This window comes from Devosia sp. P3_B2, from assembly GCF_056402875.1.
Genome location: NZ_JBFUGO010000004.1, coordinates 233,147 through 259,220 on the forward strand (window position 1 = coordinate 233,147; position 26,074 = coordinate 259,220).

A 26,074-nucleotide genomic window follows, 5' to 3' on the forward strand; every position below is an offset into this window, starting at 1 on the left:
TGCTCACCGCTCGTTCAGCGCCCTCGGCCGGTGCGGAGAGCGGGATTGCAGGTACAGCGAGGCCTGGGCCGAAAGGGCGAGGAAGGCCAGGAGCCAGGGCTCGGCGTCGTCGTCGTTGCCGCTGTGGCCAACTAGGAACGGGACGCCGGGGAAATCGAGCAGGCTGCGGCTTTGGGTGCGCCAGCGCGGCACTCGGAGCTGGCCGAGCGCCCTGCCCCCCAACACCACACGACCATAGACCGGCTCATCGGCGCCCGGCAGCATGGCGCCGAGCGGTGCATCGGTCTGCCAACGGCCGACTTCGACGCCGTGGGTATCGTAGGCCACGATGTCAGTGGCCGATGCGACCATGCTGCCCATCGGCCGCGCGCCGTCGAACACCGCGAAGCGGCCGATGCGGGGTACGACGACGAAGGGCCAGTCGAAAAAACCACCGGCAGTGAGCCGGATTTCTCGTCCCGCGACGCGCAGCGCAATCTCGCTGTGAAGCACCCAGACGAGCGCCGCGCCGATGCGGGCCCGAACCTCGGCAACGGCGACCGGCCCGCCCTTCTTGCCGCCGCGTGGCGCCGTCAGCGCGCCGGCGACGCTGCGGTTGAACCAACTCATCGAAGACGTCCACCGCCCATCCGGCCGCAAGTCATCGAGGTGCGACTGGCTCCAGGCCGAGAGCTTGGTCGGCCCCGGCTCGCGGCGTCGCTTCAGCCAGGGGATAAAGTAGTTCAGGGCGATCCCGACCATCACCAGGGCGATGATGGCCGGGACGATGAGTTGTGTGAGGTCGAGGCCGGTCCCTTCGATCACAGCACCTTCGTAACCTTGAGGAACCCGCCCCGCTCATCGTTAGCGGCCTTGATCGCCGTTTCCGACCCCAGCACCACCACCTGGCCGTTCCGGGCGACCTGATCCAGTGCCTCGGCCAATGCCTTGAAGTCGCGGTTGGAGGCGCCGAGGATTTCGTCGCGTCGCTTCTGGCGGGCGTCTTCGCTGTCGCCGGCCAGTTCCCAGACCAGCGAGGTGAAGCCCTTGGCGTCGGGGAGGCGGTAGGTGTCGACCGAGCCGATGACGCCGATGACCGAGCGCACCAGGTCCTGCTCCCCTACCCCGGCCTTCAGGAACGCCGAGGCCTTGTCGTAGATGTCGATGGTGTCGACGAGGTTGGGGTCGCGATACGAGGTGAAGGCGAAGGTGCCGGCGAACGGATCGAGCCCCGACGAGCCGCCATAGGCGCCGCCCTGCACGCGCACCTTGTCCCAGAGGTACGTGGTGTTGAGGTGCTTGATGGCGACAGCGGTGCCGCCGGTGGGTTCGAACCCCAGCGCCTTGAGGTTGGCGCCCTTGGCGACGTAGTTGACCTGGCCCGGGAAGGTGAGGCCTTCGGAGAGAGCTGACGGCTCGAAGCCCCAGCCTTCACGCGACAGCCCGGCGCCGGCAGGCAACGCCGCGATGAAGCTCGAAAGCTCCGGCTTCAGCGCCGCGATGGCGAAGCTGTCCGCGGTGACGTTGGCGATCATGCCGGCGCGGCCGATGAGGAGCGTGCGGATTTCCTCCAGCGCTGCCTGCACCGCCGGCCAGTTGCCGTCGATCTGGGCCGCAAGGTCCTTGAGGAAGAAATAGTGGCTGACGCCGCCCAGCTTCTCGTTCAGCCAATCGGCTTCGCTGGAGCCGGCGCGCACGCGCATCGAGACGATGCCGTTGCCCATGCCGGCGAGCGAGCTTTCGAAGCCGGCTTTGGATTCCAGCACCATCTGGCGGATGCGCTCGCGGTTATCGAGCCGCGCATCGGTGATGACGTCGCGCATGATCGACAGCATGTCGCCGACATGGTCGGGCGTCGCCTTGCCGCGGATGAACAGCCAGGCGGCAGTGCCCGAGCCATCGCGGCGGGTCGATATCCAGCGACTGGCGCCAACGCCGCCGGTGGTGCGGCCGATGCGCTGGGTGAGGGAGACGAAATCCTCACTGCTGGTGCCGGTCTGGGTCAGTGCGCGGGTGAACAGCGGCAGGTACGGCAGCAGCCGGCCCGGCAGCGCCTTCAGATCGAACCCGAGATCGAGATAGACCACGCCACTGGTCGGCAGGTCGTGGCTGAACAGGGTGACGCCCTCGAGCTCTTCGCGAGCGATAGGGATCGACTTGTTGGCGCGCGGCAGGTCATCGAGCGTCAGCGTCGGGATCTTCGACAGCGCCTCAGGGGAATCCGTTTCGTTCTGCAGTTCCTTGAGGCGGCGGGTCTGCTCGGCCACCTGCGCGACGCCGGCGGCGTCCAGCGACTGCTGCGCCTTGTCGAGCCGCGCCCGTTCCTCGGCAGCCTCCTCGGCCGCCTTGTTGGGGTCGGCAGTGAGCAGCACCGTGGACCGGTGCTTGTTGTCGAGGATGTGGGTCTTGATCAGCGTCTCGAACACGCGCTCGCCGGCGGCGAGCTTCGCCTTGATGGCGGCGAGCGGCGCCTCGAAGCTCAGCGGCTCCAGCGGATCGCCGCCATAGAGCCAGGTGCCCATCGAGCGGAACATCAGCGCGATGCCGCGCGGGAACGAGCCGGTGTTGTTTTCGCGTAGCGCGAACTCAGTGGAGTTCATCGCGGCTTCGATGGTCTTGGGGTCGATGCCCTCGGCGCTGAGCTGCTCGAGCGTCGCGATGATCAGCTGCTCGACCTTCTCCCCGGCATCGTCCTCGATGCCCTTGAGGCCAAAGGTGAAATAGGGTTGGCGGATGCCATCGGCGAGACCGGAGCCGGTAAGGCCCTCGCCCAGCCCGGAATCGATCATCGCCTTGCGCAGCGGCGCGGCGGGCGTGCCGACGAGGACGGACTCGAGCACGTTCAGCGAGAGCGCCAGCTCCGGGTCGGAGACTTCGTCTAGCATCCAGTTGACCGAGACCATCGCGGTCTTCTTGCCGACTTCGGCTTCGCTGGCGGCATAAGTCTCGTGCAGCGAGCGCGGCGCGCTCCAGCGCGGCTGGATGCCGACTTCGGCCTTGGGATCGATACGCTCGAACTGGCTGAAGTACTCCTCGAGGATTTCGAGGCGCTGCGCCGGATCGTCATCGCCGTAGAACACCACGCGCGAGTTCGACGGGTGGTAGTACTTCGAATGGAAGTCCTTGAAGTACTCGTAGGTGAGATCGGGGATCGCCTTGGGGTCGCCGCCCGAATTCACGCCATAGGTGGTGTCCGGATAGAGCGACAGCTGGCTGACCTTGCCCAGCACCGCGGCGGCCGAGGAATAGGCGCCCTTCATCTCGTTGAACACCACGCCCTTGTAGACCATCGGCCCCTGGGTGGAATCGAGCTCGTAGTGCCAGCCTTCCTGCCGGAAGGTGTCCTCGCTGATCAGCGGGAAATACACTGCGTCCAGATAAACATCGACGAGGTTGTAGAAGTCCTTGAGGTTCTGCGACGCGACCGGATAGGCGGTCTTGTCCGAGAAGGTCATGGCGTTGAGGAAGGTGTGGAGCGAGCCCTTCAGCAACTCCACGAACGGCTTCTTCACCGGGTACTTGCGCGAGCCGCACAGCACCGAGTGCTCGAGGATGTGCGCAACGCCGGTCGAATCCTCCGGCGGGGTCTTCAGCGTCACGCCGAACACCTTGTTCTCATCGTCATTGATGAGGCTCAGCACCTCCGCCCCGGTCTTCTTGTGCCGATAGAGCCGCGCCAGCGAACTGATCTCCCCGATCTGCTGCTCGCGGACGAGTTCGAAGGCGGGATGCTCGGACATGTGGGTACTCAAGGTGGTGGGAGGGTGTGGGTAATCTAGGCAGCGGCGGGGGCGGATGGAAGGGGGGCTAGGCGGATGGGGAGGTCGGGCACCTCAACCGTCATCCGTTGTCGTCGGCGTTCGGCTTTCTCCTGCCCGCCACCTTTATTGCTTCACGTACAACGAAGATCACCATGAGGTTGTTCTTCTCGCCAAACCATCGGTCGTCCTGAAGAAAGCCACCAGACAGTTTGTATAATAGCGTAGCCGCCAAAGACCCGAATGTAAAAACGAATGATGCAATGATCACCACGGCCGCAATGAAGGCCAGCCATGTGATTCCAATCTGAACCAAGAATACATATGAACATATAGATGCGACGAGAAGCACGCTCGCGTATCTTACTCTTCGCCAGCTTGAGACTGATCGGTTAAGCACCCACTCTTGTGAATCTTCGACCATAGGTACTCTCAATGCTCGATTCAGCCTATATCCGCCCCCGTATCTCGGGCCGCACCTTGTCCTGGTACCAACCGGCCAGCTCCTCCGCCAAGGCCGGCTCCACCGGATCGCGCTTGGTCGCATCGACATTGGCGCGCAGCTGATCCGGCCGTGTCACGCCGGCGATGATCGTCGAGACCGCCGGCTGGTCCAGAATCCAGCGCAGCGCGAACTGGCTGAGCGGGATGCCCGTCGGCACCATCTGCTTCAGCTGCTCGGCGAAAGTGACGCCCTTGTCGAACGGCAGGCCGGAGAAGGTTTCGCCGACGTTGAACTTCTCGCCATTGGCGTTGAAGTTGCGGTGATCCGTTTCGGCGAACTTGGTGTCCTTGTTCCATTTGCCCGAGAGCAGGCCCGAGGCCAGCGGCAGGCGGACGATGATACCGACATTGCGCTTCGTGGCTTCCGGAAACACCTCGGTGATGTAGTCCTGGCGGAACAGGTTGAAGATGATCTGCAGCGTGGTGCAGCCATCCGCCTTCATCGCAATCAGCGCTTCCTCGACGTTTTCGACGCTGGCACCCCAGTGCCGCATCATGCCCTCGGCGCGGAGGTCATCCATGATGTTGAACACTTCGCCGTCCGCCAGCACTTCGGTGGGGACGGTGTGGAGCTGCGCCAGGTCGAGCGTTTCGACGCCGAGGCGCTTCAGGGAGCCGGCGAGGCTCTCTTTGATCTTTTTACGGTTGTAGCCGGTCTTGTTGGGGAAGATGTCGCCGTTGCGGCCGAGCTTGGTGGCGACGAACACGCCGCGCTTGTCCTTGAACTCGCCGATGCGCCGCTCGGACTGGCCGCCGCCATAGACGTCGGCGGTATCCCAGAAGTTGACCTCGACGCTGCGGGCGGTCTTCAGGATCTCGTTCGCCGTCTCGTCGCTGAGCTGACCGAAACTCTCGCCCAGCTGCCAGGTGCCGAGACCGATTTCCGAGACCTCGTAGCCGGTCTTGCCGAGTTTGCGCCTGTTCATGATCCACTCCCGTTTGTTGCGGCGTTTCATAGCCGCTTGGGACTGGAACGGGAAGCGATGCGAACGGACTAGCGCGGCTAGTGCCGTTCCTTCGTCGTCAGGAACTGCACCTTGGGATAATCCCGCTCTGCGCGGCCGAGCCACCAGGTGGATTGGGCGAGGTAGACCGGGTCGCCGTACTTGTCCTCGGCCATTTCCAGCTTTTGGGTGGAGATGAAGCGCGCCAGCTCGGCCTTGTCGTCGGAGACGACCCAGCGGGCGAGTTCGAAATTGATCGACTCAAAGCTGATCGGCACGTTGTATTCGGTCTGGATGCGCGACTGCAGCACTTCGAGCTGCAGCTGACCGACCACGCCGACGATGTAGTCGGCACCCACCATGCGGCGGAAGATCTGCGCCACGCCCTCTTCGGCGAGGTCGCTGAGCGCCTTGGCGAGCTGCTTGGTCTTCATCGGATCGGCGAGGCGGACGCGGCGGATGATTTCCGGCGCGAAGTTCGGGATGCCGGTGACCTTGATGTTGGCGCCCTCGGTCAGCGTATCGCCGACGCTGAGCGCGCCGTGGTTGGGGATGCCGACGATATCGCCGGCCACCGCTTCCTCGGCCAGTTCGCGATCGTGGCCGAAGAAGAACATCGGGTTCGACACCGCCATGTCCTTGCCGGTGCGCACATTCTTGAGCCGCATGCCGCGCTTGAAGGTGCCGGAACTCAAACGGACGAAGGCGATGCGGTCGCGGTGGTTGGCGTCCATGTTCGCCTGCACCTTGAACACGAAGCCCGAGACTTTGGGGTCGTTGGGCTCGATCGGCTTAGGCTCGGCCGGCTGCGGCCGCGGCTCGGGGGCCCAGGCGCCGAGGGCGGCCAGCATTTCGGGCACCGAGACGGATTTGAGCGCCGAGCCGAAGATCACCGGGGTCAGGTGACCCGCGAGATAGATTTCGTGGTCGAACTCAGGGAAGCCGGCACGCGCCAGCTCGAGATTTTCGAGGCTGGCCATGATCACCGGATCCATGGCGAATTCGTTGTCGCGGGCAAGATGCTCGACATTGGTGAAGGTCTTCCAGACTTCGCCGTTCGGCCGCTTCACGACGCCTGCCGTCAGGTCGACGATGCCCTTGAAGTCGACGCCGCCGCCCAGTGGCCAGACCACCGGCGAGACATCGAGCGCCAGGGTGGAGGCGATCTCGTCGAGAATTTCGACCGGGTCCTTGCCTTCACGATCCACCTTGTTTGCGAAGGTGATGATCGGAATGTCGCGTAGCCGACAGACCTCGAACAGCTTCAGCGTCTGCGCCTCGATGCCCTTGGCGACGTCGATCACCATGATCGCGGCATCGACCGCGGTCAGCGTGCGGTAGGTGTCCTCGGAGAAGTCCGAGTGGCCGGGGGTATCGAGCAGGTTGAAGGTCAGCCCCAGGTGCTCGAAGGTCATTACCGACGAGGTGATCGAGATGCCGCGCTGCCGCTCGATCTCCATCCAGTCCGACCGGGTGGCGCGCTGGTTGGCGCGATGACGCACCTGCCCCGCCTGCTGGATGGCGCCCGACGAGGCCAGCAGCTTTTCGGTCAGCGTGGTCTTGCCGGCGTCCGGGTGCGAGATGATCGCGAAGGTCCGGCGCGACTGATAGGGCAGCAATCTGGTGGCGGGCGCCGCCGCGGTCAGGGCGTTCATCGGGATGCTCGAGTATGGAAGGCCGCTACATAGTCGTGTTGCGCGCCGAATGCAAAAAGAGAACGGCCGCCCCGAAGGACGGCCGCTGCTGATCTTGTCGATCGGCGAGGCTTAGAACTTGAAGTTCACGCCGCCTGTGACGGCATGGGTGCTGATGCCCAGCTCTGCGTCGGTCGGCAGATCGTAATCGGCGGTGCCGTAGTCGGAATAGCGGTACTGCAGGTCGAGCGAGATCTGCTCGGCGACCGCAATCTCGACGCCCGCACCAGCGGTCCAGCCGAAGTGCATCTGCGAGTTGTCGTTTCCGCCCTCGCTGGCGGTAGCGCCCGCGAAAGCCAGACCAGCAGTCAGGTAGGGCATGAAAGCACCACCATCGAAGCCGGCCTTGCCGCGCAGGGAGCCGGTCCAGTTGATGTCGTAGTCGAGTGTCGCACCGGCGTCGTAGCCGCTGATGTTCGACCAGGCGATATCGCCGGCCGCGCCGAGGATGAAACCGGGCGCCACTGTGAAGTTAGCACCGACGGTTCCACCAACGGTCCAACCCGACAGATCAAGCTCGGTGTCGGTCAGCAGGACATTGGGATCTTCCGACAGGGTGCCAAAACCATAGCCGACGAAGCCGCCGACATAGGCGCCATCCCAGCCACCGCCGCCGCCCATATCGACAAAGCCCGGCATCGACGGCTGCTGGACCAGGAGGTCAGCGGCAGAAGCGGCCGAAGCCATGGACAGCACGGCAACGCCCGCCAGGAGAGAGAGAGAGAAACGGTTCATGATGTGCCTCCAAGGTACACGAGGGAACAGGTGGTTCGTGCCCGCATGAATCGAATCCAAATTGCAAACAACTGGTTTACGCGGCGGTAACCGTCAGGGTTTGGTTAACGAATGGTTCGGGCAAGACCTCGCGGCAGGACCACCGCCTTGCCTTCTCCCCTTGTGGGAGAAGGTGGCGCGCAGCGCCGGATGAGGGTCCGCAACCGGAGGTTGCGCGATCGGAGCGTAGCGACGAGCGACGGTGTGCGCGGAGACAACCCCTCATCCGCCCTGCGGGCACCTTCTCCCACAAGGGGAGAAGGCACTCCGCTCAGCCATTGAGCTGCCGGGCCCGCAATCCACAAAAAGAAAGGGCCGCCCTGAGGCGACCCTTCCCGATTTCGCGGCTTTCGAAGTGGTCACTGCCCGCAAGAGAGGACCAAGAGGTCGCTCCGATAGGGCGAGGTGCCTTCGATTAGGCCAGAGGCTGCTCCGAACTACCGGAGACTCCAAGACCCTTCGAAACCGACGATTTCTGATGAGACACTTGGACCACCTCCTTTTGCTGGTTGAACATGACAGCGAAGGTGGGACTGTTCTGCCGATCTGACAAGGGCAAATCTGCAACAACCCCAAACAAGTGGGAAATGATGCAAAGAACCCGCCCCGGCTTTCGCTGGGACGGGCTCGATCAGGTTCGTTCAGCCAAAGCTGAGGTCGAGATCAGAACTTGAAGTTCACACCAGCCGTTACGGCGTGCGTGGTCAGGCTGAGCGGCGTCGTGGCCGTCAGATCGTAGTCCTTCGAACCGTAGTCCGTGTAGCGGTACAGCAGATCGAGCGAGATGTTGTCCGCGACGGCGAACTCGACGCCCGCACCGACGGTCCAGCCGATGTGGGTCTGGGTGTCTTCGGCCACGGCGGGGGTTTCGGTGGCGGTGGCATTGGCGAAGGCCACACCGGCGGTCACGTAGGGCAGGAAGGCACCGCCGTCAAAGCCGAGACGGCCGCGGATGCTACCAAGCCAGTTCACGTCATAGGCGAAAGGCACGGTAGCGGTCGTGTCGTCACCGCTCAGATCCGTCCAGGCGATATCGCCTACGATACCGGCAACGATAGCTTCCGAGACCGTGAAGTTGGCGCCGGCGTTCACGCCGACCTGCCAACCGGTGAGATCCAGCGTGTCATCGCCGCTGGTGAGACCGAGCAGCGAGTCATCGTCGGTGAGCGTGCCCCAACCGTAGCCGGCGAAGGCACCGACGAACACGCCGTCCCAGTTGCCGCTGGTGTCGACGATACCAACGGGCGGCGCCGGCTCGTCGATGATAAGGTCAGCCGCGTGGGCCGAGGAGATGAAGCTCAGGGCGGCAACGCCAGCGAGCAGGGAAATGGCAAGACGATTCATGTTTGGCCTCCAAATAAGCAACCGACCGTAAGATACGCACGTTCTGCCGAAAGAGAACCCTCCGCAAGACAGCAACGCACAGCTTCTCCGGACTGTGTTGCCCTCCGGTCACAGCTAGTATTTTGCCACAATCAAGTATTTTTAAGTCTATATTTTGCCACATTTAAGATTTGCGGGGAACGCCTCGCACGGACCTTTAAGTAACTCGAAACAAACAACCCCGCCGCGGCTTGCGCCGGGCGGGGTTGAACAGAAAACCGATCAGCTAGGCTGAAGCGGAAATCAGAACTTGAAGTTCACGCCGGCAGTGATGGCGTGCGAGGTCAGGCCGAACGACGAGGCGGCCGGAATGTCGTAGTCCTTCGAGCCGTAGTCGGTGTAGCGGTACTGCAGGTCGAGCGACACGTTGTCGGCAACGGCGAACTCGACGCCGGCACCGACGGTCCAGCCGATGTGGGTCTGAGTGTCGTCGATCGCGGCGACGGTATCACCGAGAGTGGCATTGGCAAAGGCCACACCGGCCGTGACGTACGGCAGGAAGGCGCCGCCATCGAAGCCGAGACGGCCGCGGACGCTACCGATCCAGTTCACGTCGTACTCGAAACCATCGGCGTTGTCGCCGCTGATGTTCGACCAGGCGATGTCGCCAACGATACCGGCAACAATGGCTTCCGAGACGGTGACGTTGAAGCCGGCGTTGACGCCCAGCTCCCAGCCCGACAGATCGTAGTCGGTGTCAACAGCGGTGAAGACGCCGTCTTCGTCGGTGACGGTGCCCCAGCCAGCGCCGGCGAACGCGCCGATGAACAGGCCGTCCCAGTTACCGGTGGTGGAGACGATGCCGACTGCCGGAGCGGGCTCGTCGATGATGAGGTCAGCAGCGAAAGCCGAGGACATTACGGAGACGCCAGCCACACCGGCCAGCAGAGCGATTGCAAAACGATTCATTTAGTCAACTCCAAGAGAGAGGGCTGTGGGTTAGCCCGTGTGAAACGCAAAAACGACCCCAATCGCGAAGAAAGTGTTTACGCGCGGCCGCTCCCGGAGAGACTCGTTACATTCGCGCCACACCTGGTTTCGAGGTGGCAATTTCAAGGCACAAATGAGAAATTTTCGCGGAAAAGAAGACCCCGCCGCGGCTCGCGCCGGGCGGGGTTCATGAAGCAGTCGGTCAGCAGCCGCCGAGCGCGATCAGAACTTGAAGTTCACGCCAGCCGAAATGGTGTGGGCGCTCAGGCTGAAGTCAGCGTCATTGCCAACAAGATCGTAGGTCTTGGTGCCGTAGTCGCTGTAACGGTACAGCAGGTCCACTGACACGTTGTCGGCGACTGCGAATTCGACACCGGCGCCGACCGTCCAGCCGATGTGGGTCTGGGTGTCTACGTCCACACCATCGTCGAGGTCGATAGTGTTGTTGGCGAACGCCAGACCGGCCGTGACGTACGGCAGGAATGCGCCGCCGTCGAAACCGAGACGGCCACGAACGCTACCCAGCCAGTTGATGTTGTACTCGAGCGGGGCGAAATCATCGTTCTCGCCGCCGATGTCGGCCCAGGCGATATCCGCAACGATACCGGCAACCAGCGCCTCGGAGACGGTGAAGTTTGCGCCCGCGGCGATACCTAGCTGCCAGCCAGCGATATCGTAATCGGTACCCGCGGGAGCAAAGATGCCCTCTTCTTCAGTCAGGGTGCCCCAGCCGTAGCCAGCGAAGGCGCCGACATACACGCCGTCCCAGTTACCACTGACGTCAACGACGCCAGCTGCCGGCTCTTCAACGATAAGGTCCGCGGCGTAGGCCGAGGACATCAGACCAAAGCCGACAGCGGTAGCCAGCAGTGCAGTAGTCAAACGCTTCATATTTGCCTCCATAGCTTAGACGTAGTCTTACACGAAAGATGGCGAAAATCGAGCCGTCCGACGGCACCAGTTGCCACTATTGTCGCTAACTGTTGCGGGACCGCACCATCTTGGGGTGGCCGGCATACGAGTCTTCGTAATCCGAATAAGCGCCCCGCCGCTGCAGAAGAGGAGACCCCGCCACAGCTCGCGCTGGACGGGGTCAACAGTTTTTGGCGCTGAAGCTGGCTTAGAAGTGCCAGTTCAGACCGGCGCGAATCTGGTGGAACTGCAGATCGATCGTCGGAGGAATGCCGCCGGTGTCGTACTCGGCCTCGCCCAGATCGGTGTAGCGCCACTCAAGATTGAGCGACACGTTCTCTGCTGCCATGAACTCAACACCGGCGCCGGCGGTCCAACCCACATGCGTCTGCGTATCGGCCGGTGCCAGATTGGGCGCATCGCGCGTCGCGCTTGCGAAAGCCACACCAGCAGTCACGTAGGGCATGAACGCACCGCCGTCGAAGCCCAGTCGCCCACGGAGCGAGCCAACCCAGTCAATGTCATGTGTGATGCCGACGGTATTACAGGTGATGTCGCAAACGCCGCCGATACCCGACCAGGAAATGTCTCCTTCGATGCCGGCTACGATTCCATCGGTCACCGTGAAGTTGGCACCGAGCTGCACGCCGGCAAGCCACCCGCTCAGATCCATGTCATTGAAGCCTGGACCGGACGTGTGGTCCGCAGTCCCCCAGCCGTAACCGACGTGAGCGCCGATATACAGGCCGTCCCAGTCTCCGCCGACGTCAACGACGCCGACTTCAGCAGGCTCCTCAATGATGAGATCGGCGGCGTAGGCCGAGGACATCAGACCAGCGCCGACCACGGCGGCCAGCAGTGCAATGGTGATGCGTTTCATGGTTGCCCTCCATAGGTTGATCGTACCCTCACACGGAATACGGCAGGAATCGAGCCTTCCCGGGGCAACAATTGTCACTATCCGGGCAAGTGTTGCAGCCCTGCATCGACTCCAACCTTTGGCATAGCAAGAGTCTTCGCCTTATGTTGCAACCAGTTAGCCGGCTCATCTACTTGGAATCGTGTATCCGTTCACGCGTCCGTGACTGGGGTGACGACTTTGTGGCGAAGCCGTGACAACTGCATTCGGCGCGGCGATGACTCGAGATTGGGGGACGATTCCTGTTGTGCCCGGCATCATCAACTGTTCATCCCGGCCGCATGGCGCTCGAATTTGCCAGCCACACGCCGTCGCCGAAAACAAAAGCCCCCGGCAGCCGATCGGCGCCAGGGGCTTTTGGTTTGGATGGTGGGTGTGACAGGGATTGAACCTGTGACCCCCGCCGTGTGAAGGCGATGCTCTCCCGCTGAGCTACACACCCATCCGTGCGGGTTGCGACCACGTCCGTCGCGACCAAACTGCGGCGCCGATTTGTTCGGCGTATTCAAGGACTTCGGGAGTCCCCGGGCGGAGGATGGTGGGTGTAACAGGGATTGAACCTGTGACCCCTACCATGTCAAGGTAGTGCTCTCCCGCTGAGCTATACACCCATCACTTCGCCATCAACTTCGGGCGGCGCCCGTCGTTGGGAGCGCGGTAGACCATAAAACCGGTTTGCCGGTCAAGGGTCAATTGCGGGGCGGGAAAACGGGGGCAGAATCCGGCGGTGTGTCGCCTTCTCCCCTTGTGGGAGAAGGTGCCCGAAGGGCGGATGACGGGTCTGTCTCCGCACACCTAGTCGCCCGTCGCTTCGCTCCAATCGCGCATCGCAAGCGATGCGGGACCCCTCACCCGGCGCTGCGCGCCACCTACTCCCACAAGGGGAGAAGGCATCCCGACTGCAAACTCAGTGGTTCAGGCGGCCAGCAGCCGCTCGACCTCGTGCACGAGATCCTTGAGATGGAAGGGCTTCGACAGCACCGACGCGTCCTTGGGGGCCTCGGAATCGGGATTGAGCGCCACGGCGGCGAATCCGGTGATGAACATCACCTTGAGGTCCGGATCGAGCTCGGTGGCCCGGCGCGCCAGTTCGATGCCGTCCATCTCGGGCATCACGATATCGCTGAGCAGCAGCGAGAACGGTTCCTCGCGCAGCCGCTCGTAGGCCGACCGGCCATTGTCGAAGGACACCACCTCGTAGCCCGCGGTCTTCAGCGCGCGGGTGAGGAACTGGCGCATGTCGTTATCGTCTTCGGCGAGCAATATGCGCTTCATGATGTCCCCTTGAGCGTCCCTCTTTGACGGCGTTCTGCCGCGGGACTCTAGTGAGTGATGTTTAATGCAAGTTTTCTCTATCGAGAACCCATAGCCAAGAAGTGTGAACATGCCCCTTTCGGCCTTATGGACATTCGGCGACTTGCGCGGCAGATTGTCGTGGTGAGACAGCGCTTCGGCGCTGAAGGGAGCCCCGGTGCAGTCCGACTATTGGGACAGGCCAGCATTCGAAACCATCCGGCCCCGCCGGGTGATGGCGCCACTGGTGTTCAATTCCGCCCATTCCGGCCGCGACTACCCCGAACGCTTCCTCTCGATGACGCGGCTCGATCACCTGTCGATCCGCCAATCCGAGGATGCGTTCGTCGACGAGCTGTTCGCGCGCGCCCCGCATCTGGGCTCGCCGCTGATCCGGGCGCACTTTCCACGGGCCTATCTCGATGTGAACCGCGAGCCCTGGGAACTCGACCCGACGATGTTCGTCGAGCCGCTGTCCGAGCGCTTCAACACCACCAGCCCGCGCGTTGCTGCAGGGCTCGGCACGCTTGCCCGCGTCGTGGCCGAGAACAAGCCGATATATAGAGAGCGCCTGACGCTCGATGATGCGCGGATGCGCATCGAGGGCATCTACCAGCCCTACCACGCCACCATGCAGCGGTTGCTGACCGAGGCCTATAGCGCCTTCGGAGTGGCCGTACTGATCGATTGCCACTCGATGCCGCGGCTATCGCGTTCCGGCGACCGGCTCGGTCCCGACGTTGTGCTGGGTGATCGCTACGGCACCACCTGCGCCCCGATTCTCGCGGACCTGGCGGAAATGGTGTTCGCCGGCGCCGGACTGCGGGTGGCGCGCAACCGGCCCTATGCCGGCGGCTTCTGCACCCGTACCTATGGCCGCCCGCAGCACGGCGTGCACGCGCTGCAGATCGAGCTCAGCAGGCACCTCTACATGAACGAGGTGACGCTCGAGAAGAACGAGGGCTTCGCCGCGATGCGGCAGCTGGTGGATCGGCTGGTGTCGACGCTGATCGGGCTCGATTTTTCGGTGCTGTCGCCGCCGGCAACGGTGCCGGAGAAATACGCGGCGGAGTGAAGGCGCGCCGCACGGAGCGGGCGACTATCCACGGGGCATTTCAACACTGAGCGGAGTGGCAGGTCCCCACAAAAATGGGGCCGCCGGAGCGGCCCAGTCAAGGGAGGAAACGATGGCGGCCAGAGTGCGTTGCCTAAGTCGAGGCAAGAGGCGCCAGACCCGCCCATCCATCATGCAACTACCGGCGTGAACTGATTTGCCTCCCTTCACAAGGTGGCCAGAAGTCTTCAACAGATAAACTTCGGTTGTTGTTGCAAAAATGAATCATGACCGTCACCGGCTATTCGCGAAGATGTGCTGACAGCCGCCGCTAGATCACTGGAACATCTCACAAAATCGCGCCCGGAAGGCTGATATGAACGATACACCTCTTGCCGGCACCGATCTTGCCGGCCTCACCGCCGACCTCGTGCGCCGCACCCTGCTCGATGCCGCCGAGATCGCCGCCGCGGTGACGCTGCCGCGCTTCCGCTCGGCGCTGGCGGTCGACAACAAGGAGGCGCAGGGCTTCGATCCGGTGACCGAGGCCGACCGGCAGGCCGAGCTCGCCATCCGCGAGGTGATCGGCAACCGCTTTCCTGATCATGCCATCATCGGCGAGGAATGGGACGACAAGGCGGGCGCCGGACGCTTCGCCTGGATCATCGATCCGATCGACGGCACCCGCGCCTTCATCACCGGCGTGCCGGTGTGGGGAACGCTGGTCGGGCTGACCATCGATGGCAAGGCGGTGGCCGGGCTGATGGCGCAACCCTTCACCGGCGAAATCTTCATGAGCCTGCCCGGCGAGGCGTCCTATCACCGCGGTACGGATCGCGTGGAGATGCGCACCTCGAAGGTGACGGAACTGGCTCGGGCCAAGATGACCACGACCTCGCCCGACCTGTTCGAGCGGAAAGGCGTCGCCGAGCCGTGGAACCGGATCCGCCGCTCCGTGCTCACCACTCGCTATGGGCTCGATTGCTACGGCTACGCACTGATGGCGGCCGGACATATCGACCTGGTGGTCGAGGCGGCCCTGAAGGATGTGGACATCTGCCCGCTGATCCCGCTGATCGAGAACGCCGGCGGGGTCATCACCACCTGGGACGGCGGCCGCGCCGAACAGGGCGGCAACTGCGTAGCAGCGGCGACGCCGGAGCTACATGCGGCGGCGATGGCGGTGTTGCGGGGGTAGTACTCTGCTTTGTCGGCTGGTTGCCTTCTCCCACAAGGGGAGAAAGCACCGACTGGGAGGTTGGTCAGGCGCTCTGCTCGGTGATGAACGCGTCGAACGCCGCGAACACCTGGGCGCGGATCGAATCGTTTTCCATGAACAGCTCGTGCCTTGCCCCGGGGATGATCACGTGGCGGCCGGTTCGCATCCTGAGGCCCAGGGTCTCCGTGGCAGCGGTGGAAACGATCTCGTCGCGCGCTGCGGCCAGCATCAGCACGGGAATGCGCACAGCGCCGGGGAACTGATCCGTCACGGCGCCGGCCATTGCATCGAACGCCGAGGCGGCCCAGCGAATCGTCGGCGCCCCGATTTCGAGCTCAGGACGCGCCTTCAGCACATCGACCGAGCGGGTGAAGCGGCGCATGTCGGAGGTCAGCAGGTTGCCGGCGAAACTCAGCTGCGATTGCGGTTTGTCGCCCCGCCGCCCGATCGGCAGGCGACCGAGGCCGAGATTGGCCAGCGTGCCGGTCAACCGCGCCATGCCGGCCATGCCGAACGGCTGGCGATCGAGCCCGACCATCGGCGCCGAGACGAAGATGCGCTCGAACATCATGCGGTCGCGGATGCCGGCATAGAGCGAGGCGAGCCCGCCCATCGAATGGCCGACGAGATAATAAGGTGCAGGGCAATCGGGCAACAGGATCGAGCCGTGGAAGCTCTTGAGGTCGGTCCAGTAGTCATCGAAGCGGCGGACATAGCCGAGCTTCTTGTTGCCTATCAGCCGCTGGCTGCCGCCCTGCCCGCGCCAATCGAAGGTGGCGACGGCAAAGCCGCGCGACTGGAAATCGGCGATGGTCTCGAAATACTTCTCGATGAACTCGGTGCGTCCCTGCACGAGGCAGATAGTGCCCTTGGCCGCACCCTCGCCCTTGGGGAAGGTGGCGAAGCGCAGCTGCACCTTGTCGGCCGTGGTGAAATAGCCGACCCGCGCTCCCTCCGGCACCGGATTTGACGGCACAACCGCAAGCGTGGGGCCGTTGGGATCGACGATGGCGTTCATGCTGCCTGCTCCGAGTGACTGGCCCTCCCCCATCCACCATCGTCATTCCTGCGAAGGCGGGAACCTAAGTGGGATGTCGGAAACTGAACCGGCCGAGACGATAGTCCTGTGCATACTGGATTCCCGCCTTCGCGGGAATGACGACCGAGAGGTTTGAACCCACCGACCCCAGAAACAGAAAAGCCAGCGCCTCGGTTGAGACACTGGCTTTCCTGTGATGGCCGCCTTGCGGGGGGCGGGTGAAGGCGGCTCATTCGGTGTGCCCTGCAGCAGACAGTAAGCACAGTCCCGCTTATAGGAGCCGCCGTCTGAACCGGCTTTGATCACGACATTCATGTTCGGTTCATCGACCTGAACAGGGGTCTTGAACCGCCGCCAAGGCTTCCTAAATCAATGCTGTTCGCCGGGATTGCCCCGGGAACCGGGACACCCGGGAATGTGTGCTTGCCCAATCGGGGAGCGCGCATGGGACACCCGAAAAGCCACGTTGCTCAAAGGAGAATGTGAAATGGCTGCCTACGATTTTTCCCCCTTCTATCGTTCGACCGTCGGTTTCGACCGCGTCTTCAATCGTCTCGATGCCCTGGTGGGCCAGGAGGCGAAGTCCTACCCTCCCTATAATATCGAGAAGACGGGCGAGAACACCTACCGCATCTCGATCGCCGTCGCCGGCTTTGCCGATGGCGACATCGCCATCGAGAGCAAGGAGAACAACCTCGTCGTGAAGGGCGCCAAGCCCGCCGAGACCGAGGACAAGGCTCGTGAGTTCCTGCACCGCGGCATTGCCGAGCGTGCCTTCGAGCTGCGATTCCAGCTGGCCGACTATGTTGAAGTCGCCGGTGCCAACCTCGAGAACGGCCTGCTCCACATCGAGCTGAAGCGCGAGATTCCGGAGAGCAAGAAGGCCCGCCAGATCCCGATCAGCGCCTCGACCAAGACCATCGAGGACAAGACCGTCAACTAATCCGGTCACGAACGACCTGGCGACGAACCAGGCGGTCTGATCGCTAGGTGAACGGAAGTGAGGGGCGTGGTCCGCAAGGGCCGCGCCCTTTTCCGTAGGTGCACTGGGCGCGGCCCCCCTAAGGTTTGAACAAGGTACACTTTCGCACGATGGCGAAACCGGCTCACAGCCTGGAACCTCGGGCTCAGTCCGCCGTTCACAGGCGGTTCAACCCGTCTCCAGAGGCACCTGATGATCTCCCCCGAAATTGGGCTCAAGTCCAACACCAAGACCGAAATGATCAACCTGCTCAACGCCCGGCTGGCCGACGCCATCGACCTGGCGCTGGTCACCAAGCAGGCGCATTGGAACCTCAAGGGTCCGACCTTCATCGCCGTGCACGAACTGCTCGACACCCTCCGCGACGACGTCGATGAGCACGTCGACATCATCGCCGAACGCGTCGCCCAGCTCGACGGCATCGCCCTGGGCACGCTGCAGACCGTGAGCAAGGCCAGCAAGCTCGCCCCCTACCCCACCGACATCCGCAAGGTCGCCGACCACGTCGGTGCACTGGTCGAGCGCTACGCCGCGCTGAGCAAATCGACCCGCGAGGGGATCGATGCGGCGGACGAGGCGGGGGACGCCGACACGGCGGACATCTTCACGGCGTTCTCGCGGAGCTTGGACAAGAACCTGTGGTTCTTGAAGAGTCACCTGGAGTAGGCGGTAGCAGGAGCTGCCTGCTGGCTGACCCTGTTAGTGCGGCAGTGGCCGCCGCACCTCCCGCATGGCGTCTGCAATTTGCAGGATCGCCGTGTTCTCGGCCGGCGAGGGATTGCCGTCCGCATAAGTGACCTGACGTATCCATCCGGCAACCGAGTTACGCATATTGGCGTCCCGGCACGCTTCCCGTTGCCGCAACTCGATCACGGCTAACTCTTCCGCGTCCCGGCCCGCGCCATCCCGTCATGCGGCCCCAGTTCCCGCTTCGGCGCATCGAGCCACGCACGCCCCACTTTCGCGAACTCCTCCATGCGCTCCGGGTTGAGCGGGTAGTTCAGCTGATTCCCCTCGCGGGCGTGTTCGCCGATCACCAGCAGGTGGGCGTCCTCGCTGCTGTTGTTGAGGAACGAGTGGGCAATGCCGGTGCCAGCAGGAAAGACCACGGCATCGCCTTCGGTGAGCTCGTGGAGATATCCGTTGATCCAGACGTCCGGGCGGCCCTGCAGCACCAGCACGAACTCGTCCTCGTGGCTCTCGGCGTGTGGGCGGGAGGTGCGGTTGCCGGGGGCGACGATGTCGTAGTTGATGCCGAGGCGGGTGAGGCCCAGCGCGGCGCCCATGCGGCTGCTCTGGCCGCCGTGGTTGGTGTGCCTGGGATTGGGGAACGGCTTCAGCCCGTCGGAGTAGCGCGCGATGAACGGCGGACGGGTGGCGCTGCCCGCATCAGCCTCGCGGGTGCCGGCGCGGGCCCTGCCGTCATGCGGCCCGAGCGGACGTTTCGGAGCATCGAGCCAGGCGCTGTTCCACTTGGTGAATTCGGCCATCCGCTCGGGATTGAGCGGGTAATAGAGCTGGTTGCCCGGTAGTTCGTGCTCGCCGAGGATGATGAGGTGCATGTCCTCGTCGCTGTTGTTGAGGAACGAGTGCGCGATTCCTGTGCCGGCCGGGAAGGCCACCGCGTCGCCGGCCTCGAGTTGGTGCAACTCCCCATCGATCCACACATCGGGCCGGCCGCCGAGCACGAAAACGAACTCCTCCTCAAGCTTCTCCGCGTGCGGAAATGAAGTGCGAGAGCCCGGCGGGGTGACCTCGTAGTTGATACCGATATGGGTGAGGCCGTGCAGACCGCCGATCGGGTGGTCTAACCCGCCCATGTCGGCAAAGCCGCCATGATCCAATGGCCGCAGCCCGTCACGGATGTTGACGATGAACGACGGTCTGGTGGTCACGGCGTACCTCCGCGGATCGGCGCGAAACATGCCGAGCCCCGCGGCCAATGTCGATAGAAATGCAAGCCGTTGTTTCATCGGCAGAAACTGGCCGGCGCCTACTCTGCTGCCTTTGGCGAAGCGCGAAATCTCCTATAGCTGCCGGCCGGATTTGCGGGTCGGACCACGGCATACTCACAGGCTGCCGGGGCTTCAATTCCTACTGTTTTCCTATACCTCTGGGCGATCTCCTACGCCCGAGCTGTCACAAGACGGCAAAAAAGTGTTCCCGGGCGCTTGCTCGCAGTTTGGAATTATGCAAATGTAGCCTCGATAGGACAGTACGTCTGTCCAATTTCGTGAGCGGCCGGTCTCCCCGGATGCGTTTCACACGCCGATCCGGCTGGACCGCTTGTCGATAGCGGAAACGGAGGGGTGGGGCCTTATCGAGCCCGAATGAGCGGCCATTTGGATGCAGAGCCGCTCCCCACTAAAGGATTGCGCACTCGGATTCGAGCCGTACACTGAGGTACGACTGGGGGACGAAGGCGCGTCGAAAGGAACTTGAACACCGGGGCACTCGCCCTGGTCTCGAAGACGACTGCAAACAGAGGATTTTGCGAAATGGCTGATGCACGGAACGGAATGGTCTCACTTCCCGTCACGGATACCGCCAATCGCAAAAACGGCTACCGCACCGACCTGCCCACAGGCGTGATGCGGCCGCAGGCCGAGGGCCTCTATGACCCGACGCGCGAGATCGATGCTTGCGGCGTGGGCTTCATCGTCAACATGAAGAACCTGCCCAGCCAGAAGATCGTGCAGAACGGTCTGGCCATCCTCGAGAACCTCGAGCATCGCGGCGCCGTGGGCGCTGACCCACTCATGGGCGATGGCGCCGGTATCATGGTGCAGATCCCGCACAAGTTCTTCGTCAAGGAGAGCTCGCGGCTGGGTTTCCACCTGCCCGAGCAGGGCAAGTACGCCGTCGGCTTCATCTTCATGCCGCAGGACGCAGACCTGCGCGCCAAGATGGAGCGCGTCGTCAACAAGGTTATCGAGGACGAGGGCCAGACGGTCGTCGGCTGGCGCGATGTGCCGTCCGACAACGCCTCGCTGTCGAAGGACCCCGAGATCGTCGCCACCGAGCCCTGCCACCGGCAGGTGATCATCGGCCGCGGCGACGGCATCGCCGATGAGGAAGCGTTCGAGCGCAAGCTCTACATCATCCGCAAGGTGATGTCGGCCAAGATCTTCTCGGCCTTCGAGGGCAAGCCGAACGACTTCTATATCGTGTCGATGAGCTGCCGGACGCTGGTCTACAAGGGCATGTTCCTCGCGGCCCAGCTTGGCGCCTACTACCAGGACCTGCACGACCCCGACTTCGAGTCGGCGCTCGCGCTCGTCCACCAGCGCTTCTCGACCAACACCTTCCCCAGCTGGCGGCTGGCGCACCCCTACCGGTTCGTCTGCCACAACGGCGAAATCAACACCGTGCGCGGCAACGTCAACTGGATGGCGGCGCGCCAGGCTTCGGTCGAGTCCCCGCTGTTCGGCGGCGACATCAACAAGCTGTGGCCGATCTCCTATCCGGGTCAGTCGGATACCGCCTGCTTCGACAACGCGCTCGAGTTCCTGATCCGCGGCGGCTATTCGCTGCCGCATGCGGCCATGATGCTGATCCCCGAAGCCTGGGCCGGCAACCCGCTGATGGATGAGGATCGCCGCGCGTTCTACGAGTATCACGCTGCGCTGATGGAGCCGTGGGACGGCCCCGCCGCCATGTGCTTCTCGGACGGCGTCCATATCGGCGCGACACTCGACCGCAACGGGCTGCGCCCGGCCCGCTATCTCGTCACCGAAGACGACGAAGTGGTGATGAGCTCGGAAGCCGGCGTGCTGCCGATCCCGGCCGAAAAGATCAAGAAGAAGTGGCGCCTGCAGCCGGGCAAGATGCTGCTGATCGACCTGAAGCAGGGCCGTATCGTCTCCGACGAGGAGATCAAGGCGGACCTCGCGCAGGCACATCCGTACAAGACCTGGCTCGGGCGCACCCAGATCGTGCTCGAGGACCTTCCGGCCGTGCACTTCGAGCCCAAGACCTCGGATATCCCGCTGCTCGATCGGCAGCAGGCGTTCGGCTACACCCAGGAAGACCTGAAGCTCCTCCTCACCCCGATGGCGACCACCGGGCAGGAAGCAGTGGGCTCGATGGGCACTGACACGCCGATCTCGGCGCTCTCGAACAAGTCCAAGCTCCTCTACACCTACTTCAAGCAGAACTTCGCGCAGGTCACCAACCCGCCGATCGACTCGATCCGCGAAGAGCTGGTGATGAGCCTCGTCTCGTTCATCGGCCCGCGCCCGAACGTTCTGGACTTGAAGGGCGGTGGCAAGCGCCAGCGGCTGGAAGTGCGCCAGCCGATCCTCACCAACGAAGACCTGGAGAAGATCCGGGCCATCGGCGGCATGGAGGACAACCCGTTCCGTTCGAAGACGCTGGACATCACCTATCCGGTGTCGGAAGGCGCCGAGGGCATGAAGCGGGCGCTGGACCAGGTGTTCTCGGATGCCGAGATGGCCGTCCACTCTGGCGACAACATCATCATCCTCTCCGACCGCGCCATGAGTCGCGACCGGGTGGCGATCCCGGCGCTGCTGGCGACCGCGGGCGTGCACCATCACCTGATCAACAAGGGCCTCCGTACCTCGGTGGGCCTCGTGGTCGAGACCGGCGAAGCGCGTGAAATCCACCACTTCTGCGCTCTCGCGGGCTATGGCGCCGAGGCGATCAACCCCTATCTGGCGTTCGAGACGCTGATCGCCATGAAGCCCGACCTGCCGGGCGAGGTCGACGAAGACGAAATCATCTACCGCTACATCAAGGCGATCGGTAAGGGCATCCTCAAGGTCACGGCCAAGATGGGCATCTCGACCTATCAGTCCTATTGCGGCGCGCAGATCTTCGACGCCGTCGGCCTGACCTCGGAGTTCGTGAACACCTACTTCACCGGCACCGCCACCACCATCGAAGGCGCCGGCCTCGCGGAGGTCGCCGAAGAGACGGTGAAGCGCCACATCGATGCGTTCGGCAACTCGCCGGTGCTCGAGGACGTGCTGGACATCGGCGGCGACTACGCCTTCCGCCAGCGCGGCGAGGCGCATGTCTGGCGCTCCGAAACGGTTGCGAACCTCCAGCATGCCGCCCGCGGCAACGCCCAGGACAAGTACCGCGAATTCTCGAAGCTCGTGAACGAGGTCGAGGACAAGTACGTCACCATCCGCTCGCTGTTCCGCATCAAGGGCGCCGGCGAGGATGGCCGTGCACCCGTGGCGCTCGACCAGGTCGAGCCGGCGGTCGAGATCGTCAAGCGCTTCTCGACCGGTGCGATGAGCTATGGCTCGATTTCGCTCGAGGCGCACACCACGCTTGCCATCGCCATGAACCGGATCGGCGGCAAGTCGAACACCGGCGAGGGCGGCGAGGAAGTCGATCGCTTCAAGCCGATGCCGAACGGCGATTCCAAGCGCTCGGCCATCAAGCAGGTGGCTTCGGGCCGGTTCGGCGTGACGACGGAGTATCTCGTCAACTCCGACATGATGCAGATCAAGATGGCGCAGGGTGCCAAGCCCGGCGAAGGCGGCCAGTTGCCCGGCGACAAGGTCAACGAGACCATCGCCAAGGTGCGTCACTCGACCCCGGGCGTCGGCCTGATCTCGCCGCCGCCGCACCATGACATCTACTCGATCGAAGACCTGGCGCAGCTGATCTTCGACCTGAAGAACGTCAACCCCGACGGCCAGGTCTCGGTGAAGCTCGTCTCCGAGGTCGGTGTCGGCACGGTTGCCGCCGGCGTCGCCAAGGCGCGCGCCGACCACGTGACCATCTCCGGCTATGAAGGCGGCACCGGCGCTTCGCCGCTGACCTCGCTGAAGCATGCCGGCAGCCCGTGGGAAATCGGCCTTGCCGAAACCCACCAGACGCTGGTGCGCAACAAGCTGCGCGGCCGTATTGCCGTGCAGGTCGACGGCGGTATCCGTACCGGCCGTGACGTGGTGATCGGTGCCCTCTTGGGTGCCGACGAGTTCGGCATGGCGACGGCTCCGCTGATCGCCGCCGGCTGCATCATGATGCGCAAGTGCCACCTCAACACCTGCCCGGTCGGCGTCGCCACCCAGGACCCGGTGCTGCGCGCGCGCTTCACCGGCAAGCCCGAGCACGTCATCAACTACCTCTTCTTCGTCGCCGAGGAAGTCCGCGAACTGATGGCCGAACTCGGCTACACCAAGTTCGAGGAAATGGTCGGCCAGATGCAGATGCTCGACCGCACCGAGGCGGTCGAACACTGGAAGGCCAAGGGGCTCGATTTCTCGAAGCTCTTCCACAAGCCGTTCGCGGCCGAAGGCGTGTCGATCACCCACACCGAAGTGCAGAACCACCCGATCCACAACGTGCTGGATCGGCGGTTGATCGAGCAGGCACGGCCTGCCCTCGACCACGGCACTCCGGTGAAGATCGTCGAAAAGATCGCCAGCGTCGACCGCTCGGCGGGCGCCATGCTTGGCGGTGCGGTGGCCAAGCGCTACGGCCATGCCGGCCTCGCGGAAGACACCATCGCCATCTCCTTGACCGGCACCGCTGGCCAGGCGTTCGGCGCATGGGCGACACGGGGTATCTCGATCGATCTCGTCGGCGAAGCCAACGACTATGTCGGCAAGGGCCTGTCGGGCGCTCGCCTCGTGGTCCGGCCGCCGGAACAGCGCGGCTTCGTGCCGGAAGAGTCGATCATCATCGGCAACACCGCGCTCTACGGCGCCATTACCGGGGAGTGCTACTTCCGCGGTGTGGCCGGCGAACGCTTCGCGGTCCGCAACTCCGGCGCCATCGCCGTGGTCGAGGGCACCGGTGACCATGGCTGCGAGTACATGACCGGCGGCGTTGTGGTGGTGCTCGGCAAGACCGGCCGCAACTTCGCGGCAGGCATGTCGGGTGGCGTCGCCTACGTCCTCGACGAGGACGAGACGTTCGAAAGCCGCTGCAACATGGCGATGGTCGAGCTCGAGCCGGTGGTCGAGGAGGAGAACATCTCCGGCCGCGAATACGGCCACCATGGCGACCTCGAGACCATGGGCGTCGTCGAGATCCTCCACGATCTCGGCCGGCGTGACGCCGAGCGGCTCTACCAGCTGATCGCCCGGCACAAGAGCTTCACCGGCTCGTCGCGGGCCAACCACATCCTGAGCAACTGGGACGAATTCCTGCCCAAATTCAGGAAGGTGATGCCGGTCGAGTATCGCAAGGCCCTGGCCAAGATGGAACAGCAACGCGCTGCGGCGCAGCAGATCGCCGCGGAGTAAGAATAATGGGCAAGATCACTGGCTTCCTCGAGATCGATCGCGTCGACCGCGATTACCTTCCCGTCGAGCAGCGGCTGAAGAACTACAACGAGTTCGTCATCCCGCTGGGCGACAAGGGCACCCGCGACCAGGCGGCGCGCTGCATGGATTGCGGCATTCCCTACTGTCACAACGGCTGCCCGGTGAACAACCAGATCCCGGACTGGAACGACCTCGTCTACAAGGGCGAGTGGCTGAAGGCGCTGAAGAACCTTCATTCCACCAACAATTTCCCGGAATTCACCGGCCGCATCTGCCCCGCCCCGTGCGAGGCCAGCTGCACGCTGAACATCCCGGACACCCCGGTCAACATCAAGTCGATCGAGTGCGCCATTGTCGACAAGGGCTGGGAAGAGGGCTGGATCAAGCCGCAGATCAACCCCAACAAGACCGGCAAGAAGGTCGCGGTGATCGGCTCCGGCCCCGCCGGCATGGCTTGCGCCCAGCAGCTGGCCCGCGCCGGCCACGACGTGCACCTCTATGAGAAGAACCTCAAAATCGGCGGGCTGATGCGCTACGGCATCCCCGACTTCAAGATGGAGAAGCGCCACATCGACCGGCGCGCCGAGCAGATGCAAGCCGAAGGCGTGACGCTGCATACCGGCGTGCATGTCGGCTACGACGTGACCATCGAGCAGCTGCAGGCCGAGTATGACGCCGTGGCTTTGGCCGGCGGCGCCGAGAAGCCGCGCGACCTGCCGATCCCGGGCCGCGAGCTCGACGGCATCCATTTCGCGATGCAGTTCCTGCCGCAGCAGAACCGCCGCAATGGCGACGAGCCGCTGAACAACGTTGCCCCGATCCTCGCCACCGGCAAGCATGTCGTGGTGATCGGCGGCGGCGACACGGGTTCGGACTGCATCGGCACCTCGAACCGCCAGGGCGCCCTGTCGGTGACCCAGATCGAGATCATGCCCGCCCCTCCCGAAAAGGAGAACAAGGCGCTGGTCTGGCCGAACTACCCGATGAAGATGCGCACCTCCTCTTCGCAGGAAGAGGGTGTGGTCCGCGACTTCGCCGTTGCCACCGTGAAGTTCGACGGTGAGAACGGCAAGGTCACGGCGCTGCACTGCGCCCGCGCCGACAGCAAGTTCCAGCCGATCCCGGGCACCGAGTTCGTGCTCAAGGCCGACCTGGTGCTGCTCGCCATGGGCTTCCTCGGCCCGGTGCAGGACGGCATGCTGAACGCCTCGGGCGTTGAATACGACAAGCGCGGCAACGTGCTGGCCGACGTGATGCAGTACAAGACCACCAAGGAGAAGCTGTTCTCCTGCGGCGACATGCGCCGCGGCCAGTCGCTGGTGGTATGGGCGATCCGCGAAGGCCGCCAGTGCGCCCGCTCGATCGACCAGTGGCTGATGGGGACCACTGAGCTGCCGCGCTAAACGCGGGAGTACTGAGAGTTCAAGGGGCGCTTCG

At 63.7% G+C, this 26,074-nt stretch carries 20 protein-coding genes and 2 tRNA genes; 6 read left to right on the forward strand and 16 right to left on the reverse strand.

Annotation, left to right across the window (positions count from 1 at the left end):
- Nucleotides 1–3: 3 nt before the first annotated feature.
- The 13 genes from AC1DV8_RS08390 to cpdR all read right to left on the reverse strand — a co-directional run bounded on the left by AC1DV8_RS08390 (nt 4) and on the right by cpdR (nt 13,072).
- A complete protein-coding gene (locus tag AC1DV8_RS08390; protein ID WP_477157127.1) occupies nt 4–804 on the reverse strand; it encodes a hypothetical protein in 801 nt (266 codons plus the stop codon).
- Nucleotides 801–3,719, reverse strand: coding sequence for an insulinase family protein (locus AC1DV8_RS08395; RefSeq protein ID WP_477157128.1), 2,919 nt, complete (start codon nt 3,717–3,719; stop codon nt 801–803). The genes AC1DV8_RS08390 and AC1DV8_RS08395 overlap by 4 nt, the downstream gene beginning before the upstream one ends.
- Nucleotides 3,720–3,819: 100 nt before the next feature.
- Nucleotides 3,820–4,089: a hypothetical protein gene (locus AC1DV8_RS08400; RefSeq protein WP_477157129.1), complete on the reverse strand. Its 270-nt coding sequence runs from the start codon at nt 4,087–4,089 to the stop codon at nt 3,820–3,822.
- Between the two features lie 97 nt (nt 4,090–4,186).
- Nucleotides 4,187–5,167 (reverse strand): aldo/keto reductase, encoded by a 981-nt coding sequence (locus tag AC1DV8_RS08405; RefSeq protein ID WP_477157130.1) that lies wholly within the window; start codon nt 5,165–5,167, stop codon nt 4,187–4,189.
- Nucleotides 5,168–5,244: 77 nt separating this feature from the next.
- Entirely contained in the window at nt 5,245–6,840 is a 1,596-nt protein-coding gene (locus AC1DV8_RS08410) for a peptide chain release factor 3 (protein ID WP_477157131.1), read from the reverse strand.
- 111 nt (nt 6,841–6,951) lie between these two features.
- Complete coding sequence (locus AC1DV8_RS08415) at nt 6,952–7,614, reverse strand: outer membrane protein (protein WP_477157132.1); 663 nt, start codon at nt 7,612–7,614, stop codon at nt 6,952–6,954.
- Between the two features lie 702 nt (nt 7,615–8,316).
- On the reverse strand, nt 8,317–8,997 hold the full coding sequence (locus tag AC1DV8_RS08420) for an outer membrane protein (RefSeq protein WP_477149911.1): 681 nt from the start codon (nt 8,995–8,997) through the stop codon (nt 8,317–8,319).
- Nucleotides 8,998–9,279: 282 nt separating this feature from the next.
- A complete protein-coding gene (locus AC1DV8_RS08425; RefSeq protein ID WP_477157133.1) occupies nt 9,280–9,945 on the reverse strand; it encodes an outer membrane protein in 666 nt (221 codons plus the stop codon).
- Between the two features lie 243 nt (nt 9,946–10,188).
- Nucleotides 10,189–10,857: an outer membrane protein gene (locus AC1DV8_RS08430; RefSeq protein ID WP_477157134.1), complete on the reverse strand. Its 669-nt coding sequence runs from the start codon at nt 10,855–10,857 to the stop codon at nt 10,189–10,191.
- Nucleotides 10,858–11,086: 229 nt separating this feature from the next.
- On the reverse strand, nt 11,087–11,758 hold the full coding sequence (locus AC1DV8_RS08435) for an outer membrane protein (protein ID WP_477149914.1): 672 nt from the start codon (nt 11,756–11,758) through the stop codon (nt 11,087–11,089).
- A 406-nt stretch (nt 11,759–12,164) separates the two neighbouring features.
- Nucleotides 12,165–12,239 (reverse strand) — tRNA-Val (locus tag AC1DV8_RS08440).
- 94 nt (nt 12,240–12,333) lie between these two features.
- A tRNA-Val gene (locus AC1DV8_RS08445) sits at nt 12,334–12,408 on the reverse strand.
- Between the two features lie 304 nt (nt 12,409–12,712).
- Complete coding sequence (gene cpdR / locus AC1DV8_RS08450) at nt 12,713–13,072, reverse strand: cell cycle two-component system response regulator CpdR (RefSeq protein WP_055883308.1); 360 nt, start codon at nt 13,070–13,072, stop codon at nt 12,713–12,715.
- 196 nt (nt 13,073–13,268) lie between these two features.
- On the opposite strand from cpdR, the gene AC1DV8_RS08455 reads away from it, so the two are divergent.
- Together AC1DV8_RS08455 and hisN are read left to right on the forward strand one after the other, a co-directional pair.
- Nucleotides 13,269–14,165 (forward strand): N-formylglutamate amidohydrolase, encoded by an 897-nt coding sequence (locus AC1DV8_RS08455; RefSeq protein WP_477149915.1) that lies wholly within the window; start codon nt 13,269–13,271, stop codon nt 14,163–14,165.
- Nucleotides 14,166–14,520: 355 nt separating this feature from the next.
- Nucleotides 14,521–15,342 carry a histidinol-phosphatase gene (hisN, locus tag AC1DV8_RS08460; RefSeq protein ID WP_477157135.1) on the forward strand — a complete coding sequence of 274 codons (822 nt, stop codon included), beginning with the start codon at nt 14,521–14,523 and terminating at the stop codon, nt 15,340–15,342.
- Between the two features lie 64 nt (nt 15,343–15,406).
- On the opposite strand, the gene AC1DV8_RS08465 is transcribed toward hisN, so the two are convergent.
- Nucleotides 15,407–16,381 carry an alpha/beta fold hydrolase gene (locus AC1DV8_RS08465; RefSeq protein ID WP_477157136.1) on the reverse strand — a complete coding sequence of 325 codons (975 nt, stop codon included), beginning with the start codon at nt 16,379–16,381 and terminating at the stop codon, nt 15,407–15,409.
- Between the two features lie 508 nt (nt 16,382–16,889).
- On the opposite strand from AC1DV8_RS08465, the gene AC1DV8_RS08470 reads away from it, so the two are divergent.
- On the forward strand, nt 16,890–17,345 hold the full coding sequence (locus tag AC1DV8_RS08470; RefSeq protein WP_477157137.1) for an Hsp20 family protein: 456 nt from the start codon (nt 16,890–16,892) through the stop codon (nt 17,343–17,345).
- 231 nt (nt 17,346–17,576) lie between these two features.
- Nucleotides 17,577–18,050, forward strand: coding sequence for a DNA starvation/stationary phase protection protein Dps (dps, locus tag AC1DV8_RS08475; RefSeq protein ID WP_477149919.1), 474 nt, complete (start codon nt 17,577–17,579; stop codon nt 18,048–18,050).
- A 33-nt stretch (nt 18,051–18,083) separates the two neighbouring features.
- Here the strand turns inward: dps and AC1DV8_RS08480 are convergent, their stop codons facing one another.
- Both AC1DV8_RS08480 and AC1DV8_RS08485 read right to left on the reverse strand, forming a co-directional pair.
- Nucleotides 18,084–18,257 carry a hypothetical protein gene (locus AC1DV8_RS08480; protein ID WP_477157138.1) on the reverse strand — a complete coding sequence of 58 codons (174 nt, stop codon included), beginning with the start codon at nt 18,255–18,257 and terminating at the stop codon, nt 18,084–18,086.
- Nucleotides 18,258–18,259: 2 nt separating this feature from the next.
- Complete coding sequence (locus AC1DV8_RS08485) at nt 18,260–19,279, reverse strand: cupin domain-containing protein (RefSeq protein ID WP_477157139.1); 1,020 nt, start codon at nt 19,277–19,279, stop codon at nt 18,260–18,262.
- A 696-nt stretch (nt 19,280–19,975) separates the two neighbouring features.
- Between AC1DV8_RS08485 and gltB the strand changes: the two genes are divergently transcribed.
- Together gltB and AC1DV8_RS08495 are read left to right on the forward strand one after the other, a co-directional pair.
- On the forward strand, nt 19,976–24,616 hold the full coding sequence (gene gltB / locus AC1DV8_RS08490) for a glutamate synthase large subunit (protein ID WP_477157172.1): 4,641 nt from the start codon (nt 19,976–19,978) through the stop codon (nt 24,614–24,616).
- Nucleotides 24,617–24,621: 5 nt separating this feature from the next.
- Nucleotides 24,622–26,040, forward strand: a complete 1,419-nt coding sequence (locus tag AC1DV8_RS08495) for a glutamate synthase subunit beta (protein ID WP_477157140.1) — start codon at nt 24,622–24,624, stop codon at nt 26,038–26,040.
- Nucleotides 26,041–26,074 lie beyond the last annotated feature (34 nt).